The sequence below is a fragment of the Ezakiella peruensis genome, assembly GCF_900215725.1.
GTDB classification, from domain to species: domain Bacteria; phylum Bacillota; class Clostridia; order Tissierellales; family Peptoniphilaceae; genus Ezakiella; species Ezakiella peruensis.
Genome location: NZ_LT962469.1, coordinates 601,216 through 617,376, shown reverse-complemented (window position 1 = coordinate 617,376; position 16,161 = coordinate 601,216). Strand labels below are relative to the sequence as shown.

Here is a 16,161-nt window from a genome sequence, read left to right as displayed (position 1 = left end):
TAACATAAGAAAAATCAATTAATAGTAAAGAAAAATGCAGCCTTTTTGAGCTGCATTAAAATTATTTCTCTCTTTTTTCTGTATAATCACAATTTGTGCATTTAATTTGTTTGTATTTGGAGTAATTTTTTTCTGTGAGCAAGCCTCCGCACTCTGGACATTTTTCTTTTATAGGCAAGTCGTAAGTTGCAAAGTCACATTCTGGATATTTATTGCAACCGTAGAAAACCCTTCCGTACTTGCTTTTTTTCTTGACTATTTCTCCATCCTTACACTTAGGACACTTTACTCCAACCTTTTCTTCTATGCTCATTGTGTTTTTGCACTCAGGAAAGCCTGGGCAAGCCAAGAACTTGCCGTACTTGCTATATTTATAAACCATCATGCGGCCACACTTGTCGCACTTTACATCCGAGACTTCGTCTTCGATCTTGACTTCTTCTATATTTTTATTTGCTTTTTCAACATCTTTTTCGAATGTCTTATAAAAATCTTTTAAGACTTTTTGCCAAGCTAAGTCTCCATCACTAACATCATCCAAGACCTCTTCCATCTCTGCTGTAAACTTAACATTGATAACAGATGGGAAATTTTCTTTTAAAATTTCATTTACTATCTCCCCTAATTCTGTTGGGACTATAGTTTTCTTGTCAAATTTTATATAAACTCTATTTACCAATGTTGAAATTGTAGGAGCGTATGTGCTCGGCCTACCAATGCCTTCGTCTTCAAGGGTCTTTATCAAACTTGCTTCTGTAAATCTTGCAGGCGGTTTGGTGAAATTTTGTTCTGGAATAATTTTATTAGGATTAACCTTTGAACCGATTTTAAATTTATTAAAATCAACTTCTTTAAAGCCAGACTCAATTCCATTTACACGCATATATCCATCAAATATAATGGCCTCTGCTTCTGTCTTAAATAAATAAATTCCATTTTCTAGATCAATAGTTTTCTTTAAAATCTTTGCACTTGCCATCTGCGAGCTTACAAATCTATTCCAAATCAAAGAATATAGCTTGTATTCATCAGCAGACAAATATTCCCTAATGGATTCAGGAGTACGATTTACATCTGTAGGCCTAATTGCTTCGTGGGCATCTTGAGTACCCTTCTTTTTGTTGTGATAGTGCTTTGGGCCAGAATAATATTCCTTACCAAAATTTTTATTGATAAATTTACCAGCCTCACTAATTGCCTCTTCACTTAGACGGTAAGAGTCCGTTCTCATATAAGTGATAAGCCCAACTTCTGAGCCTGCACCAACTTTTTTACCTTCATATAGCCTTTGGGCAATTTGCATGGTCCTAGATGATTTAAATCCTAAGCGTCTATTGGCATCTTGCTGCAATAAGGATGTGGTATATGGAGGAAAAGGATTTTTTGATCTCTTTGTTTCTTTGTTAGCAACTACAATATAATCGTTTTTCTTTAGATCTGCAATGATTTTGTCGCTAGCTTTCTTATTTGGAATTTCAATTTTCTTATATGAACTTCCGTCTTTAAATTGCTTTAGATCAAAAATTATTTCATCAGCCTTGTCTTTAAATAGAGCTTTTATAGTCCAATATTCATCTGGCTTGAAATTTCTAATTTCTTCTTCTCTATCGCATATAAGCATGAGGGCAACTGATTGAACTCTACCCGCACTGAGTTTTCCCTTTACCTTTTTCCAAAGGACTGGTGAAAGATTGTAACCAACAACCCTGTCCAAAACTCTCCTAGCTTGTTGAGAATCTACTAAATTTTCATCTATGGTCCTTGGGTCTTCCATTGCTTTTAAAATTGATTTTTTGGTTATTTCATTAAACTCAATCCGATTTTTTTCGCCTTCAAGGCCCAACAGGTATGCAACATGCCAGGCTATTGCCTCACCTTCTCTATCATTATCTGTTGCGATATAAACTTTGTCGGACTTTTTGGCAGCGCTTTTTATTTCATTTATAACAGGTGCCTTGCCCCTAATATTTATATATTCGGGTTCGAAAGTTTCAAGGTCAACACCCAGTCTTGATTTTGGTAAATCTCTTACGTGTCCTTTGGTGGCTAAGACCTTGTTATTTTTTCCTAAAAATCTTGAAATTGTCCTAGCCTTAGTAGGAGATTCTACAATAATTAAATTCAAAATATAACTTCCTTTCTAAAGTTTTAACATATACTTTCCAGCAGCTGTGCTCTTTACAATATCGAGTAATTCAAGTTTAGTTATAAGCATCTGCGTGGTTTGAACATCCAGTTCAATCTTATCCATAATCTCATCCATAGAAAATTCTCCCAATTGGAGGACATCAACTATGGATTTTTCTTGGTCAGATAAGTCCAAATTATCTGTTGAAACTTCTTTTGATTTATAGTCGTCAGTAAATTCTTCAAATTCACGAACTTCATTATATATATCTTGAGGCGAAATTACAAGTTTTGCTCCATCTTGAATTAATCTATTGGCTCCCCTCGAGTAAACACTGTTTATATTTCCAGGAATTGCAAACACATCTCTGCCTTGTTCTCCAGCTATTCCCGCGGTTATTAGTGATCCGCTTTTCTCCTTAGCTTCTACAACTAAAACGCCGAGGCCTAGTCCACTCACTATACGATTTCTACGAGGAAAATTATATGGAGCCCCCTTTGTGTTTGCGGGAAACTCGCTTATTACGGCTCCGTTTTGAGAAATTTCATGATAAAGCTTTTCATTTCTCTTTGGATAAATAACATTTAAACCCGTACCTAAGACAGCAATCGTTCTACCACCAACTTCTAAAGCTGCTTTATGGGCAACTGTATCAGCCCCGTTTGCCATGCCAGAAACAATTGTAATCCCATTCTTAGCTAAGTCACTTGCAATATACCTGCAGCTTTCTTTGCCGTATTCAGTAATCTTTCTGCTGCCGACGATAGAAAATGCAAGCTCATCTTGAGGAAGAATTTCACCCTTTACATACAAAACTGCAGGTGCATCATCTACATTGCTAAGTCTTTTGGGATATTCATCATCAAAAATTGTAATAATATGGGCACCAAAATTCTCGTATTCTTTAAAAATCTTTTTTATTTTATCCTCGTCTCTAGAAGACATTATAAAATCAATTTTTTCCTCACTTAAGATAGCAGAATTCTCTATTTCTTTTCTATCGCAGGAAAAAATTTCCTTAATATCCCCAAAGTATTCAATTAACTTTAATATTTGCTTGTTTTGGACAAATAAATAATTTAACCAAACAAGTGCTTCTCTGTTATTAATCATATCTAAAAATACTTTGAATCAAAGGACCTATATCTCAAGGCCTCTAGCAAGTGTTCGTCTTTTATATTTTCTGAAGAGTCTAGATCTGCAATTGTCCTAGCCAATTTTAATATTTTATTATAGGCCCTAGCAGAGAAAGAATATTTCCTGTAAGCCATATCTAAAATCTTTTCAGAACTGTCCATCAAGTGGATGTATTCATGTAAGTGTTTGCCAGAAAGCTGTGAATTGTTGGTGATATTTATATCCTTGTACCTTTCGATTTGCAAGTTTCTTGCATTATTAACCCTCTGGCGTATGTCCTTAGACTTTTCGCCTTCAGCTTTACCCTTCAAATCATCATAGTTTACAGCAGAAACCTCAATATGCATATCAATCCTATCCAGAAGTGGGTTTGAAATTTTTCCAAGATATCTGTCGATTTGATTTTGCGTGCAGGTGCACTCATGATTTGGGTCTCCATAGTAGCCACAAGGACATGGATTCATCGATGCAACAAACATAAAATTTGCGGGATAAGTTATTTGTGCATTTACACGCGAGATATTTACAACCCCATCTTCCAAAGGTTGCCTCAAGACTTCAAGTGTACTGCGATTAAATTCAGGCAGCTCATCTAAGAACAAAACGCCGTTGTGGGCAAGACTAACCTCACCTGGTTTAGGTATCCTGCCACCGCCAACTACAGCAACTGAACTTGAGCTTTGATGGGGCGACCTAAAGGGTCTGGTTCTTATTAATCCATCGTCAGTTGTAAGTCCTGCAACTGAATAAATTTTTGTTACTTCTATGGCCTCTTCTTCAGTCATATCTGGCAGTATAGTTGGAAGTCTACGGGCTGCCATTGTTTTGCCAGCTCCCGGAGGACCAATAATTAAAATATTATGGTTTCCTGCAGCTGCAATTTCAAGAGCCCTCTTAAGGGTCTCTTGAGATTTTATTTCAGAAAAATCAACATCGTAATGAACTTCTTTATTTATATCAGCATCTGATTTAAATGGTTTGAACTCTCTTTCATTATTTAAAAACGCAAATACATCTCTGATATATTCAAAAGCATAAACATCAACATCTTTTAAAATAGAACACTCTTTTCTATTGGCAAAAGGCACAACAAATTTACGGTAACCCAAGTCTCTCATAGAAATTACCATCGGTAATACGCCTTCAACTGCATTTAATTTGCCCTCTAAGCTCAGCTCTCCAATAAAAATATAAGGGTCTGAACTCCCCTCGACCAAGTTTCCATTAGCAGTTAATACAGCAACTGCAATTGCTAGGTCAGTGTGCGATCCTTCTTTTTTTATACTTGCAGGAGCAAGGTTAATTGTAATTCTCTTATCCAAAGGAAATCTGATTCCAGAATTTATAACAGCCCTTGTTACCCGCTCTTTTGATTCTCTAATTGCAGCATCAGGTAGACCAACTATATTAAAAGCAGCTTGTCCACCTCCAGAAACGTCACATTCAACTTCAATCATGCTTCCTATAAGTCCAGTAAGTGCAGCACTCTTTACGCTTGAATACATATCTCCTCCTATTAATTGTTTTTTATTATTTTCTTAAGTAAGTATCTATCCTTGCCGACGGTTTTTTTGCCATATTCAATAGCACCTGTAGGACATTTTGAAATGCAGGCAGCACAGTGGGTGCAATTGCCATTCCATCTAGGATATCCATCGACATAATCTATATTGTTTAAAACGCATACTTGTGAGCATTTACCACATTTTATACATTTTTCTGTATAGTAAAATTTCTTATCCTTAACCATAAACTTAAAGAAAAAACTGTTTACTGGTCCAGATATAAAACGGTCGATTAAACTTATCTTGGCTTTTTTAAAATTCTTTTTATTATTAATAATATCTGCGATCTTTCTTAATTCTTTGTTAGCATCTAAAACTATATTTTTATTTGTTTCTGCATCATCAAGATTAAATAGCATTATATAATTTTCAGGCATTTTAATACCATAAAGACCCATAAAGTTTAAGCCCCATGAACTCACATCTTCTTTTATATATTTGTAGGCATTACCAGATGATGATCCATAATTAAGAATGACATACATATCTTTGTTTCCTATAAACTCGCATTTATTTAAGTATTCAGTTATAAACCTTGGCACCTGCCAAGAATATGTAGGTGTAAGCAAAACAAAAGCTTTGTCAGATTCAAATCTTTCTTTTTTATTGCTTTTTATATAAGAAAAAAGGTCTACAGCTATATCATCTATTTCTTTTGCCAGTGATTCTGCTAAGTACTGACTGTTCCCAGTTCCCGAAAAATATAATATCATTCTTGTCTCCTTACCTGCTATTAAAAACTAAAATTCTGATATTTGAAAAGCGTTTACTATATGATTAATATACTTTTCCTCAAATATTATTTCTATTATATCATATCTCCTTCTTAATTTATACCAATTTTTCTCAGCAACAAAAATATTGGCTGTTTTATCTATTTTATGCCTCTTTATATCATTTACAGCATCCTGAGGTAGACCAAATCTCCTATTTTTTCTAGCCTTTACTTCGACAAAGACAAGGACGCCTCGGTCCATTGCGATTATATCAATTTCTCCCTGCTTGTTTCTGTAATTTCTTTCAAGTATATAGTAGTTTTTCTCCTGCAAATACTTACAGGCCATGTCTTCCCCAAGATTTCCTACTATCTTATTATCTGCCTTCATATTTTTTTAAAAAACTCCTCCTGTGCAAGTCGGATATGCCCTCTTGGTCTAAGCCTAAGTAGTGGTTTTTGGTTCCGTACCCTTTGTTATTTTTTAAATCATATCCTGGATATATTTTATCCCATCCATAGCATAAGTTATCCCTAGAAACTTTTGCAATAATAGACGCTGCCGCAACATTATAGCTAATCTCGTCCCCATGATCTATTGAAAGTAAATTATCATATCCACTGAGCTTAACTGAGTCAATTATTATCAAGTCTGGCTTAAGGATTTTGCTTGCATTTTTTATGGCTTGATCCATGGCGAGCTTCGTAGCTTCCAAAATATTTACCTGGTCAATTACTTTCTCATCCATATAGCCAAGTCCAATTGCAAGCGATCTCTTCCAAATCTCATTAAAAAATAAATTACGCTTTTTCTCCGAAAGTTTTTTAGAGTCATTTATTCCCATAATAAAAATATTTTTGGGCATGATAAGAGCAGCTGCAGCAACCCCACCAAATAGAGGCCCCCTGCCAACTTCATCCACGCCCATAATATATTCTTCATTCCTCGTCTGTTCTATCCAAGTCATCTACTCTCTCCAAGGAAATTCTACCCAATTTTCCTGACCTAAAATCTTGCAATAGTATTTGTCCTGCCCTTGAATAATCAATTTCTCCTCCACGCAAAAGCGTGCCACGAGCTCTACCTATATCCTCAAGTATTGCAACCCTATCTGCGTCTTCATTCACATCATATCTATCTTTTAAAACACCAGGATACAAGTCCTTTAAAATATCTATTAAAATAATTGCAAGCTCTGCAGGATCATCTTCTATATTTTCAATGCCATTTACAAGTTTTAAATTATTAACCAAAGTTTGATTTTTGCGTGATGTTGAAAGAATTCCCGGTGTATCCAAAATCATAAATCCGTAGTCTGTTTTAACCCACTGCTGATTTTTTGTAAGCCCCGGTGTGTTTCCTACGCGAGCAGATTTTTTGCCTTTTAGCGCATTTAAAAGTGTAGATTTGCCCACATTAGGCATGCCGACTACAATCAGCTTTAAATTAAAATCTTCAACTCGGCCATCTTTTTCTTCCAGCATTTTATTTTTTATATTACTTGTTTCTTTTAAAATTCTATTAATATCATTTCTATTGGATAAATTAACTGCAAAACTTGTCCTATCTTCATTAAATTTATTAATAAATTCCTCAGTTGCCTTTGGGTCAGCAAGGTCGCTCTTGCTGAGGAGTAAAAGTCTTTCTTTGTTAGCAAATAATCGATCGAAGATCGGATTAAGCGTAGCAACTGGAACTCTGGCATCGACAACCTCAATAACCATATCTACTAGCTTTAATTTGCTTTCAATTTCTTCTATAGCTTTTTTCATGTGGCCTGGATACCAACTCATATTATTCTCCTTTATTATAAAAAAAGGAGCATGCATGCCCCTTTGATTAATTATACTTATTTAACTTCTTTAACCTTTGCGGCCTTACCTTGACGATCTCTTAAGTAGTAAAGTTTAGCACGACGAACACGGCCTTTTCTTGTAACTACAATTTTGTCAATTCTTGGTGAGTGAAGTGGGAATGTTCTTTCAACACCTACACCGTATGAAAGTCTTCTAACTGTAAATGTTTCTTGAACAGCGCCTCCTTGGCGTTTAATAACAGTTCCTTCATAAACTTGAATTCTTTCCCTTGTACCTTCTACGACCTTGTAGTGTACTTGTACTGTATCCCCTACTCTAAAGTTTGGAATATCAGATTTTAGTTGTTCTTTATTTAAAGCATCTAGTACATTCATCCTAGTTACCTCCTTCCTCTTTTAATAATTTTTTTATATCTTTATTTTCTTTATTATTTTCCATAAATTGTTCATACAATTCTGGTCTTTTTTCTTTTGTTAGTCTTAGAGACTCTTTTAAGTTATATAACCTAACTTTCTCATGGTCACCAGATAATAATATATCTGGAACTTTTTTCCCTTCAAATTCATAGGGTCTTGTGTACTGTGGGTGTTCTAATAAACCATTATAAAAAGATTCAATTTCAAAGCTTGCATCTTCTTTTAATACGCCAGGTATCAACCTTGTAATACCATCCATAACAACCATAAAAGGAATTTCTCCACCTGTTAGGACATAGTCTCCAACAGATATTTCCATATCAATATAATTGTCAATTACGCGTTGGTCAACGCCCTCATAATGTCCACATAGAAAAGTTAAATTTTCTTCTTTTGATAATTCATTTAGTAAATCTTGATCTAACTTCTTTCCAGCTGGCCCCAGGTAAATTCTCTTGCCTGGATTTTTTATAGAATGCATTGCATCTACGATTGGTTGACAAGTCATTAACATGCCTAGCCCTCCGCCATAAGGATAATCATCAGTTCTCCTATTGGGATCATCGGAGAATTCTCTAATATTAACAGTATTTAACTCTACTCTACCATCTTCTATTGCTCTTTTTATAATAGAATAAGATTTCATATTTTCAATAAATTCAGGAAAAGTAGTCAGACAATTTATAACCATGGTATCAAACCCTCTATCGAATTTATTTCAATTTTATTATTTTCTATATCAACATTTGAAAAAAATTCTTTTACAAAAGGAATCATAGCTTCATCATCATTGTGAGAAATAACTATTATATCTTGGCTGGTCCCATTGATTACATTGGAGACCTTGCCAATACATTTATTTTCTTCATATACATCTAAACCTATTAGATCTCTATGAAAAAATTCTCCATCCTTGAGTTCTGAAAAATCAGCTTCATCTACATAAATAGAATCACCTATGAGTCTTTCAATTGTTCCTATATCATCTATGCCCTTTAGTTTTAAATATACCGATTGTTTTTTTGTATATACATCAGCTACTTCAAAAGGTTCACTATAGCCAAAGACATAAATTTCTTTAAACTGAAAGAATTCATCTATATCATCAATGTATCTTTCAATTTTAAAGGCACCTTTGAGTCCATGACTCGATGATATTTTTCCAATTTCAACTAGGTTCACTAATCAGCAATCTCCAAGTTAACATTCTTTGTAGATTCAAAGTTAGCAGCCTTTAAAATAGTTCTAATACTATTTGCAATTCTGCCCTTTCTACCTATAACCCTTCCCATATCGTCTGGATTAACACGAAGGGTTAAATTAATAGAACTATCTGTTTCATCTACATCGATTACAACATCTTCCTTATTAACTACTAAGTTGTCTACCAAGTAGGCAAGTAATTCTTTTGCTTGCATCTTATACCTCTGTTTCTTTTTCTTCTTCAGCAACTTCTACTTCTTTTTCAACACCTTTAGCTTTAACATCTAAAACATTGTATTGTTTTAATAAGTAGTTAACTGTATCTGTTGGTTTAGCGCCAACGCCAATCCAGTATTCTGCTCTGTCACCATCGATCTTGCAAACCTTTGGATTGCTTACAGGATTATAATATCCAATTTCTTCAATGAATCTTCCGTTTCTTGGAGCTCTTGAGTCTGCAACAACTACACGATAGAATGGATTCTTCTTTGATCCCATTCTTCTTAATCTAATTTTTACTGCCATGTCCTACACCTCCTTTATTAAAAGAATGGCATTCCCATTCTTCCCTTGGATTTTTTTGACATCTGATTGAATTTTTTCATCATTTTTTTTGTATCCTTAAACTGTTTTAGAAGCTTTGAAACCTCATTTGGTTTCACGCCAGCACCAGATGCAATCCTGTCTTTTCGAGATTGATCAATTATTTCAGGTTTAAACCTTTCTTCCTTGGTCATACTCTTAATAATAGCTTCTATTCTGCTCATTTGCTTTTCATCAACTTGAATATTTTTAAGCGCCTTATTGTTGCCAACACCAGGAAGCATTCCCAGCAGCTCATTTATCGGCCCCATCTTTCTGACTTGTTCCATTTGATCTAGGAAGTCATCAAGAGTAAAGGTCATCTCACGCATCTTTTGTTCAAGTTCTTTGGCCTTCTTTTCATCATAGGCCGCTTCTGCCTTTTCGATTAAGGTTAGTACGTCGCCCATGCCAAGTATTCTACTTGCAAGTCTATCTGGCTTAAAACTTTCAATCTTGTCTAGCTTTTCACCTGTGGTAATAAACTTTATAGGCTTATCTACAACTGATCTAATACTTAAAGCTGCACCACCACGTGCGTCACCGTCAAGTTTTGTTAAGACAACTCCAGTGAGCTCTAGTGTATCATTAAAAGACTTAGCTACATTTACTGCATCTTGACCTGTCATAGAGTCAAGGACGAGTAATATCTCACTTACATCAACTGCAGATTTAATATCTCTTAACTCATTCATTAAATCTTCATCAATGTGGAGTCTACCGGCCGTGTCTATGATTATTACATCGTGATTATTTTGCTTTGCGTATTCTACAGCTTCACTTGCTGTTTTTGCAGGCACTTGAGTCCCTTTTTCAAATACTGGAACCTTAACCTTTTCACCAACAACCTGAAGTTGCTTAATAGCAGCCGGACGATAAATATCAACACCAACTAGCATTGGATTTTTGCCTTCTTTTTTCATAAGGCCACCCAGCTTTGCACTTGTCGTTGTCTTACCAGCACCTTGCAAACCACACATCAGGATTATAGTCGGCTTTTTAGAAAAATCAATTTTTTCTTCTTTACCACCCATAAGTGCAGTCAGCTCTTCATTTACAATTTTTATTACTTGTTGGGCAGGAGTTAAGCTTTCCATGACTTCTTTGCCTACGCAGCGTTCTTTAACGGTTTTTGTAAAGTCTTTAACAACCTTAAAGTTTACGTCTGCCTCCAAAAGAGCCATCTTGACTTCCCGCATAACCATATCGACGTCTTTTTCGCTTAATTTTCCTTTTCCGGTAATTTTAGCAAGGGACGATTGTATTCTTTCACTTAAACTCTCAAACATATTTCACCTTTCAATACTTTTAAATTCATCTATTATGTTTTCGATTTTCAAGAGGATGTCTTTAGGAAAATCTTCTGTTTTCTTTCCCTTTTCGTGTAAGGAAATTAAATCCTCTTTAATTTTTTGACTCTTATAAAACATATCAGCCAAGTGAAGGTCTTCTTCAAAGGCCTGTAACTTCTCATTAGCACTTTTGATCAAATTGCTAACTGCCTGTTTAGATACGCCTAAATTGTCGGCGATCTCTGTCATAGTCAAATCATCGTTGTAATACAAATCAATAGCATCTTTTTGTTTGTCAGTTAAAAGAGTACTATAGAAATCATACAAAACACTTGCTTCAAAATGATAAATCATCTTACCACCTGTCAACTTTTTTTGTTGACTTGTTTATTTTACCATGCATTTTACTTGTTGTCAACCCCTTTTGGCTAATAATTTTAATTTTCTTCAAAAATTGCATCTACAAATAATTTCGGATCAAAAGGTTGTAAGTCATAAATGCTTTCGCCCACTCCAATAATCTTTACAGGAATGCCAATTTCATGTTGAATAGGGATAATTACACCGCCTTTAGCCGTTCCATCTAACTTTGTAAGAGCAACACCTGTTACTTCAGAAACCTCTTTAAACTCTTTGAGTTGCAGAAGAGCATTTTGTCCAGTAGTTGCATCCAAAGCCATAATAACTTCAAGTGTTGCATTTGGCATCTTTTTATCAATTATTCTTCTGATTTTGTTAAGCTCATTCATTAAATTAACTTTGTTGTGCAAGCGTCCTGCTGTATCAATTATTGTAATGTCGATATTATTCTTAATTGAGTAATCAAGTCCATCAAAAACAACACTTGCTGGATCAGCACCTTCTGCTTGGCTAATAACTTTTACATCAGCCCTTTCACCCCAGACCTCTAGTTGTTCTATAGCCGCTGCCCTAAATGTATCAGCCGCTATAATTGCAACGCTCATACCCTCTTGTTTAAACTGGTAGGCAAGTTTTCCAACTGTAGTTGTCTTACCTACACCATTAACACCAACCAACATAACAATTGATGGGGTTGGCAAAAGTTTTAAATCGTTTGACTCAATATTTTCGTTTAGGGTATCTAACATAACCTCTTTTAAAAGATCTTTTGCGTCTGCAGCATTGTGAATATTTTTATCAATAATTCTATCTTTGAGTTCATCAATTATGGTCATGGTAGTCATAGCACCAATGTCGCTCATAACTAAAATTTCCTCAAGCTCATCATAGAAATCATCATTTATTTCATTGGCTTGGAAAACAGAATTCATTTGATAGACAAGATTTTTCCTAGTCTTATTTAATCCATCAAAAAGCTTTTTAAACATACCTTTTTGCTCAGGTTTGTCCTCTTTAATCTTTTCAGAAACTTCCTTTACTTCTTCTTTAATTAACTTTTTTTCTTTATTAACTTTAGCTTCTATTTTTTCAGTCTTTTCATCTATATTTTCTTCTGCTGCCTTTATATTATCTTTAACATCATTTACATTTTTATCAAAAGCATCATCTGCCTTATCTATAAATTCTTCAGTTTTTTCAGCCACATCCTCTTGGACTTCAGTTATTTTTTCAGATAATTCTTGAGTTTTTACTTTAATGTCATCAGCTTTTTCCGAAATATTTTCTGATAAATTCTCCATGTCTTCAGCAAAATTATCTGAAAGATCTTCTAATTTTTCTTCGACATCCTTGGATGCTTCAACTATTTCTTTATCTTTTTTCTTAAATTTATCCTTAAACCAATTAAACATCTATATTGCCTCCTCAATATAATCTTCTACTCTAACGCTAATTATTTCACTTACACCCTTATCTCTCATGCAAACACCGTAAATAGTATCTGCAACTTCTAAAGTAGTTTTTCTATGAGTAATAATTAAGAATTGTGAGTCTCTTGCTAGTTCATTTAAAAATTTGGTATACCTTGAGATATTGATATCGTCAAGGGCCGCATCAATTTCGTCAAGTATGCAAAATGGTGCAGGTTTTAACTCTAGTATTGCAAATAAAAGAGCCATTGCAGTTAGCGTTTTTTCTCCACCTGATAGCAAACTCAAAGCTTGAAGTTTTTTTCCTGGTGGCTTTGCAACAATTGTAATACCTGAGTTTAATGGATCTGATTCATCTACTAAATATAAATCTGCTTCACCACCATTAAATAACTTTTTGAAGACCTTTTGGAAGTTAAGGCGGATTTTTTCCATATTATCCTTAAATTGAACTTTCATATCTTGGTTGATTCCTGCAATTATAGAATTTAAATCACTTATAGTCTTTTCTATATCTGAAATTTGTTTCTCATAAAAAACTTTTCTTTCGCTTAGTTCTTTAAATTCATTGATAGCGTTTAGATTAACCATTCCTAAATTTTCTATAATTTTATCAATTTTTGCAATAGTATCTCTTTTCTCTCTTAGATTTTTTGTATCTCTAGCTTCGTTAATAAATTCCTCGTAAGCATAGCCCCTATTTGAGATATCCACTTTAAAGTTTTCTATGCTTTCGTCCAGGCGAACTTCTTTAAGGTCTTGTTGGTTAAGCTTGTTTTCTAATTTAATAGTATCTTCTTGCTTAATCTTCAAGAGACGATCTAAGTCTAAAATTTTATTTTTTACATCTTGCTTTTTATTTTGCATAAGCAAAATTTCATCGTCATCATGTTTTTGAAGATCTTCTATCCTAGAGAGTTCTTTTAAACTTTGGTCAGCTAAGTCTTTAAGCTCATCAAGTTCTTTTTCTCTTTCTGATAATCTTTCTTTTTTTAGGATAATATCATTCTTGATTTCTTCTAACTTAATTTCATTGCTTTCAATCTTATATTTAATATTTGACCGCTCTAATATCTTATCAACCGAGTCCTGCCTCTTGCTTTCTAAATCATCAATAGAGTTAATCAAGATTTTTTGTTCCTCTACTAGTTGATTCAATCTTAATGTGTCAATCTCTTTAAACTCAACAGTTGAGTCTATATTAGATAAGTCTTCAAGATTCGATTTTATCCTATCCTTAGTAATTTGTTTCTCTTCTAAAAGATTTTTCATGCTAGCCATTTCATTTTCTCTTTGAAGAATTGTGTCTCTTAGGATTTTTGTTTGAGATGTTTTATCCAAAAGAAGATTATTGGTCGATTCAATATTTTCTTTTAGAGCCTCGATTTGACCTTGATAATCCGCTCTGCTTTTTTCTAGTACAATTAGTTCTTCACTATATTTTTTAATATCTTCTTCAAGTTGGCTTATCTTAGCTTTAATTGACAAAGGAGTTTGTTTCTCCCTGTATGATGTACCTCCAGTGATGGCTCCATATTGGTTAAACTGCTCACCATTTTGAGTAACTATCATTTTATATTTCTTTTGATACTTAATTCCTGTGTCAATATTATCAACAACCACAATATCCTTTAACAAGTATGAGATAATTGATTTATATGGCTCTTCTGCTACCACAAACTCAATTGCATAGCCCAAAACACCATCCGACTTGTTTTGCATAACTTGTGTCTTTGACTTGTTTGTTGTGTCCAATGGTAAAAATGTAGCTCTACCAGCTTTTTTAGAATTTAACTCAGCGATCATAGCCTTGGCATCTCTTACTGATTTGGCAAAAACATATTGCAATCTTGAACCCAAAGCAGTTTCAATTGCTTTTACATAGCTTGAGTCAGTATTTATTCTGCTAACTAAAGTCCCTAAATAACCATCATTTTCATTGTAGTTTTTCTCTAAGAACTTAATCGGCTGATAAAATAATTCATTTTTATCCAAAATATTCTTATTAAAATCTAAATTGAGCTTGGCATTATTGTATTGATTTGAAATATTAGAAATATTAACAGAAATATCTTCATTTTCTAAAGATTTAGACCTCAATAAATCATTATAGTCCGCAAGCTTATCACTTAAACTCTTCACTTCATCAATTAAGCTTGTATTTTGAATATTCTTTTCCTTCAAATCTGCTGTAAACTCTTGGATTTTTACATTTAAATCATTTAATTCATTTGATAATTTATCAAATTCACCTTCATAGAGCTTAATCTTTTCATCCCTAATCTGTGTGTTGGCTTGACTTTCCAGCTTAAGTAGTTCATTTTTATGGTCTTCTTCCCTAATTGTATTTAGTTCACTCTCAACTTCTTTAAGTCTTGACCTCTTCTTATTTATTTCTAAATCAAAAGAACTCGAATCTTTCGCCTGCCAATTTTCTAGTGAATCTTTAAGAGATAAATTTTCATTGGATATTGTATCTATATTTTTATAGGCACTTTCAATGCTATCATTCAACTCTTGTATAGAGTCTTGAATGTGTTTTTTTCTTTCAATATTTATGTTATGTGAAGATTTTATTTCAGAAAATTCCCTAAATTTAGACATTTTAACATCATTTAAGGCCTGAATCTTAAGGTCTAAATCCTCAATTTCTTTATTCATATCACCTTTGTTGGATTCAAGTTTCTCAATCTCAACTTTGGTGGAATTTAAATCAGATTGGATAAGTTCTTTGTCTTTGGAAATGTTTTCAAAATCTTCTAAATTCTTTTTTATGCCGTAGTATAAAAGATCAAGCTCTAGAGTGTTTTTTTCTAAAATTACATTATTATACTTTTCTGTCTTTATACTTTCGGCTTCTAAGTAAGTATATTGCCTATTTATCTCATCAAAAATATCGCACAAACGATCTAGATCATCATTTGAGCGTTCAATTTTTCTTAAGGCTTCTTCTTTTTTATATTTGTAAAGAGAAATGCCAGATGCTTCTTCAAAAATATCTCTTCTATCCTCAGGTCTATTTGAAAGAACATTATCGATTTGCCCTTGACCTATAAGTGAATAACCATCTCTACCAATACCTGTATCCATAAATAGTTCTCTTATGTCGCGCAGGCGAACCTTATTTTTATTTATAAGATACTCACTAGTCCCATCCCTAAAAAGTCTTCTAGTAACAACAATTTCATCATATGGAATATCTTCGATCTTGCAATCAGAAAATGTTATAGAAACTTCAGCAAAGCTAACTGGTTTGATATTATCTGTTCCTTTAAAGATAATATCTTCCATCTTTGCTCCTCTAAGACTTTTGACGCTAGATTCACCTAAGACCCATCTAATTGCATCAGAAATATTGCTCTTACCTGAGCCATTAGGACCAACTATTGCAGTAACACCTGGTGGAAATTTTATAATTGTATTGTTTAAGAAGCTCTTAAAGCCCCTAATCTGTAACTCTTTAAGTAACAATTTTCCTCCAACTTTAACAAAATCCAGATATAATATCTGGATTT

16 protein-coding genes are annotated in these 16,161 nt (G+C 33.7%); all 16 read right to left on the bottom strand.

What is annotated here, in order from left to right; translation table 11 throughout:
• Positions 1–61: 61 nt before the first annotated feature.
• The gene (topA, locus tag CUU59_RS02915) at positions 62–2,125 is read right to left on the bottom strand and encodes a type I DNA topoisomerase (protein ID WP_245870538.1); all 2,064 of its coding nucleotides are present in this window, start codon (positions 2,123–2,125) and stop codon (positions 62–64) included.
• Between the two features lie 15 nt (positions 2,126–2,140).
• Entirely contained in the window at positions 2,141–3,241 is a 1,101-nt protein-coding gene (gene dprA / locus CUU59_RS02910) for a DNA-processing protein DprA (RefSeq protein ID WP_099950510.1), read from the bottom strand.
• Positions 3,242–3,243: 2 nt separating this feature from the next.
• The gene (locus CUU59_RS02905) at positions 3,244–4,770 is read right to left on the bottom strand and encodes a YifB family Mg chelatase-like AAA ATPase (protein WP_099950509.1); all 1,527 of its coding nucleotides are present in this window, start codon (positions 4,768–4,770) and stop codon (positions 3,244–3,246) included.
• 11 nt (positions 4,771–4,781) lie between these two features.
• Positions 4,782–5,543 (bottom strand): EFR1 family ferrodoxin, encoded by a 762-nt coding sequence (locus CUU59_RS02900; protein WP_099950508.1) that lies wholly within the window; start codon positions 5,541–5,543, stop codon positions 4,782–4,784.
• Between the two features lie 27 nt (positions 5,544–5,570).
• Complete coding sequence (locus tag CUU59_RS02895; RefSeq protein WP_099950507.1) at positions 5,571–5,936, bottom strand: YraN family protein; 366 nt, start codon at positions 5,934–5,936, stop codon at positions 5,571–5,573.
• The gene (locus CUU59_RS02890) at positions 5,923–6,513 is read right to left on the bottom strand and encodes a ribonuclease HII (protein ID WP_099950506.1); all 591 of its coding nucleotides are present in this window, start codon (positions 6,511–6,513) and stop codon (positions 5,923–5,925) included. Before CUU59_RS02890 ends, CUU59_RS02895 begins: the two co-directional genes overlap by 14 nt.
• On the bottom strand, positions 6,485–7,339 hold the full coding sequence (gene ylqF / locus CUU59_RS02885; RefSeq protein WP_169922834.1) for a ribosome biogenesis GTPase YlqF: 855 nt from the start codon (positions 7,337–7,339) through the stop codon (positions 6,485–6,487). The genes CUU59_RS02890 and ylqF overlap by 29 nt, the downstream gene beginning before the upstream one ends.
• A gap of 56 nt (positions 7,340–7,395) precedes the next feature.
• Positions 7,396–7,737 (bottom strand): 50S ribosomal protein L19, encoded by a 342-nt coding sequence (gene rplS, locus CUU59_RS02880; protein ID WP_099950504.1) that lies wholly within the window; start codon positions 7,735–7,737, stop codon positions 7,396–7,398.
• 1 nt (position 7,738) lies between these two features.
• Positions 7,739–8,470, bottom strand: coding sequence for a tRNA (guanosine(37)-N1)-methyltransferase TrmD (gene trmD, locus CUU59_RS02875; RefSeq protein WP_075573735.1), 732 nt, complete (start codon positions 8,468–8,470; stop codon positions 7,739–7,741).
• Positions 8,461–8,961 (bottom strand): ribosome maturation factor RimM, encoded by a 501-nt coding sequence (gene rimM / locus CUU59_RS02870; RefSeq protein WP_099950503.1) that lies wholly within the window; start codon positions 8,959–8,961, stop codon positions 8,461–8,463. Before rimM ends, trmD begins: the two co-directional genes overlap by 10 nt.
• Positions 8,961–9,197, bottom strand: coding sequence for a KH domain-containing protein (locus CUU59_RS02865; RefSeq protein WP_099950502.1), 237 nt, complete (start codon positions 9,195–9,197; stop codon positions 8,961–8,963). The genes rimM and CUU59_RS02865 overlap by 1 nt, the downstream gene beginning before the upstream one ends.
• 1 nt (position 9,198) lies before the next feature.
• The gene (rpsP, locus tag CUU59_RS02860; RefSeq protein WP_099950501.1) at positions 9,199–9,507 is read right to left on the bottom strand and encodes a 30S ribosomal protein S16; all 309 of its coding nucleotides are present in this window, start codon (positions 9,505–9,507) and stop codon (positions 9,199–9,201) included.
• Positions 9,508–9,524: 17 nt separating this feature from the next.
• Positions 9,525–10,853: a signal recognition particle protein gene (gene ffh, locus CUU59_RS02855; RefSeq protein ID WP_099950500.1), complete on the bottom strand. Its 1,329-nt coding sequence runs from the start codon at positions 10,851–10,853 to the stop codon at positions 9,525–9,527.
• A 3-nt stretch (positions 10,854–10,856) separates the two neighbouring features.
• On the bottom strand, positions 10,857–11,210 hold the full coding sequence (gene ylxM / locus CUU59_RS02850) for a YlxM family DNA-binding protein (protein ID WP_099950499.1): 354 nt from the start codon (positions 11,208–11,210) through the stop codon (positions 10,857–10,859).
• An 83-nt stretch (positions 11,211–11,293) separates the two neighbouring features.
• Positions 11,294–12,628 (bottom strand): signal recognition particle-docking protein FtsY, encoded by a 1,335-nt coding sequence (gene ftsY / locus CUU59_RS02845; protein WP_099950498.1) that lies wholly within the window; start codon positions 12,626–12,628, stop codon positions 11,294–11,296.
• The gene (smc, locus tag CUU59_RS02840; protein WP_169922833.1) at positions 12,629–16,117 is read right to left on the bottom strand and encodes a chromosome segregation protein SMC; all 3,489 of its coding nucleotides are present in this window, start codon (positions 16,115–16,117) and stop codon (positions 12,629–12,631) included.
• Positions 16,118–16,161 lie beyond the last annotated feature (44 nt).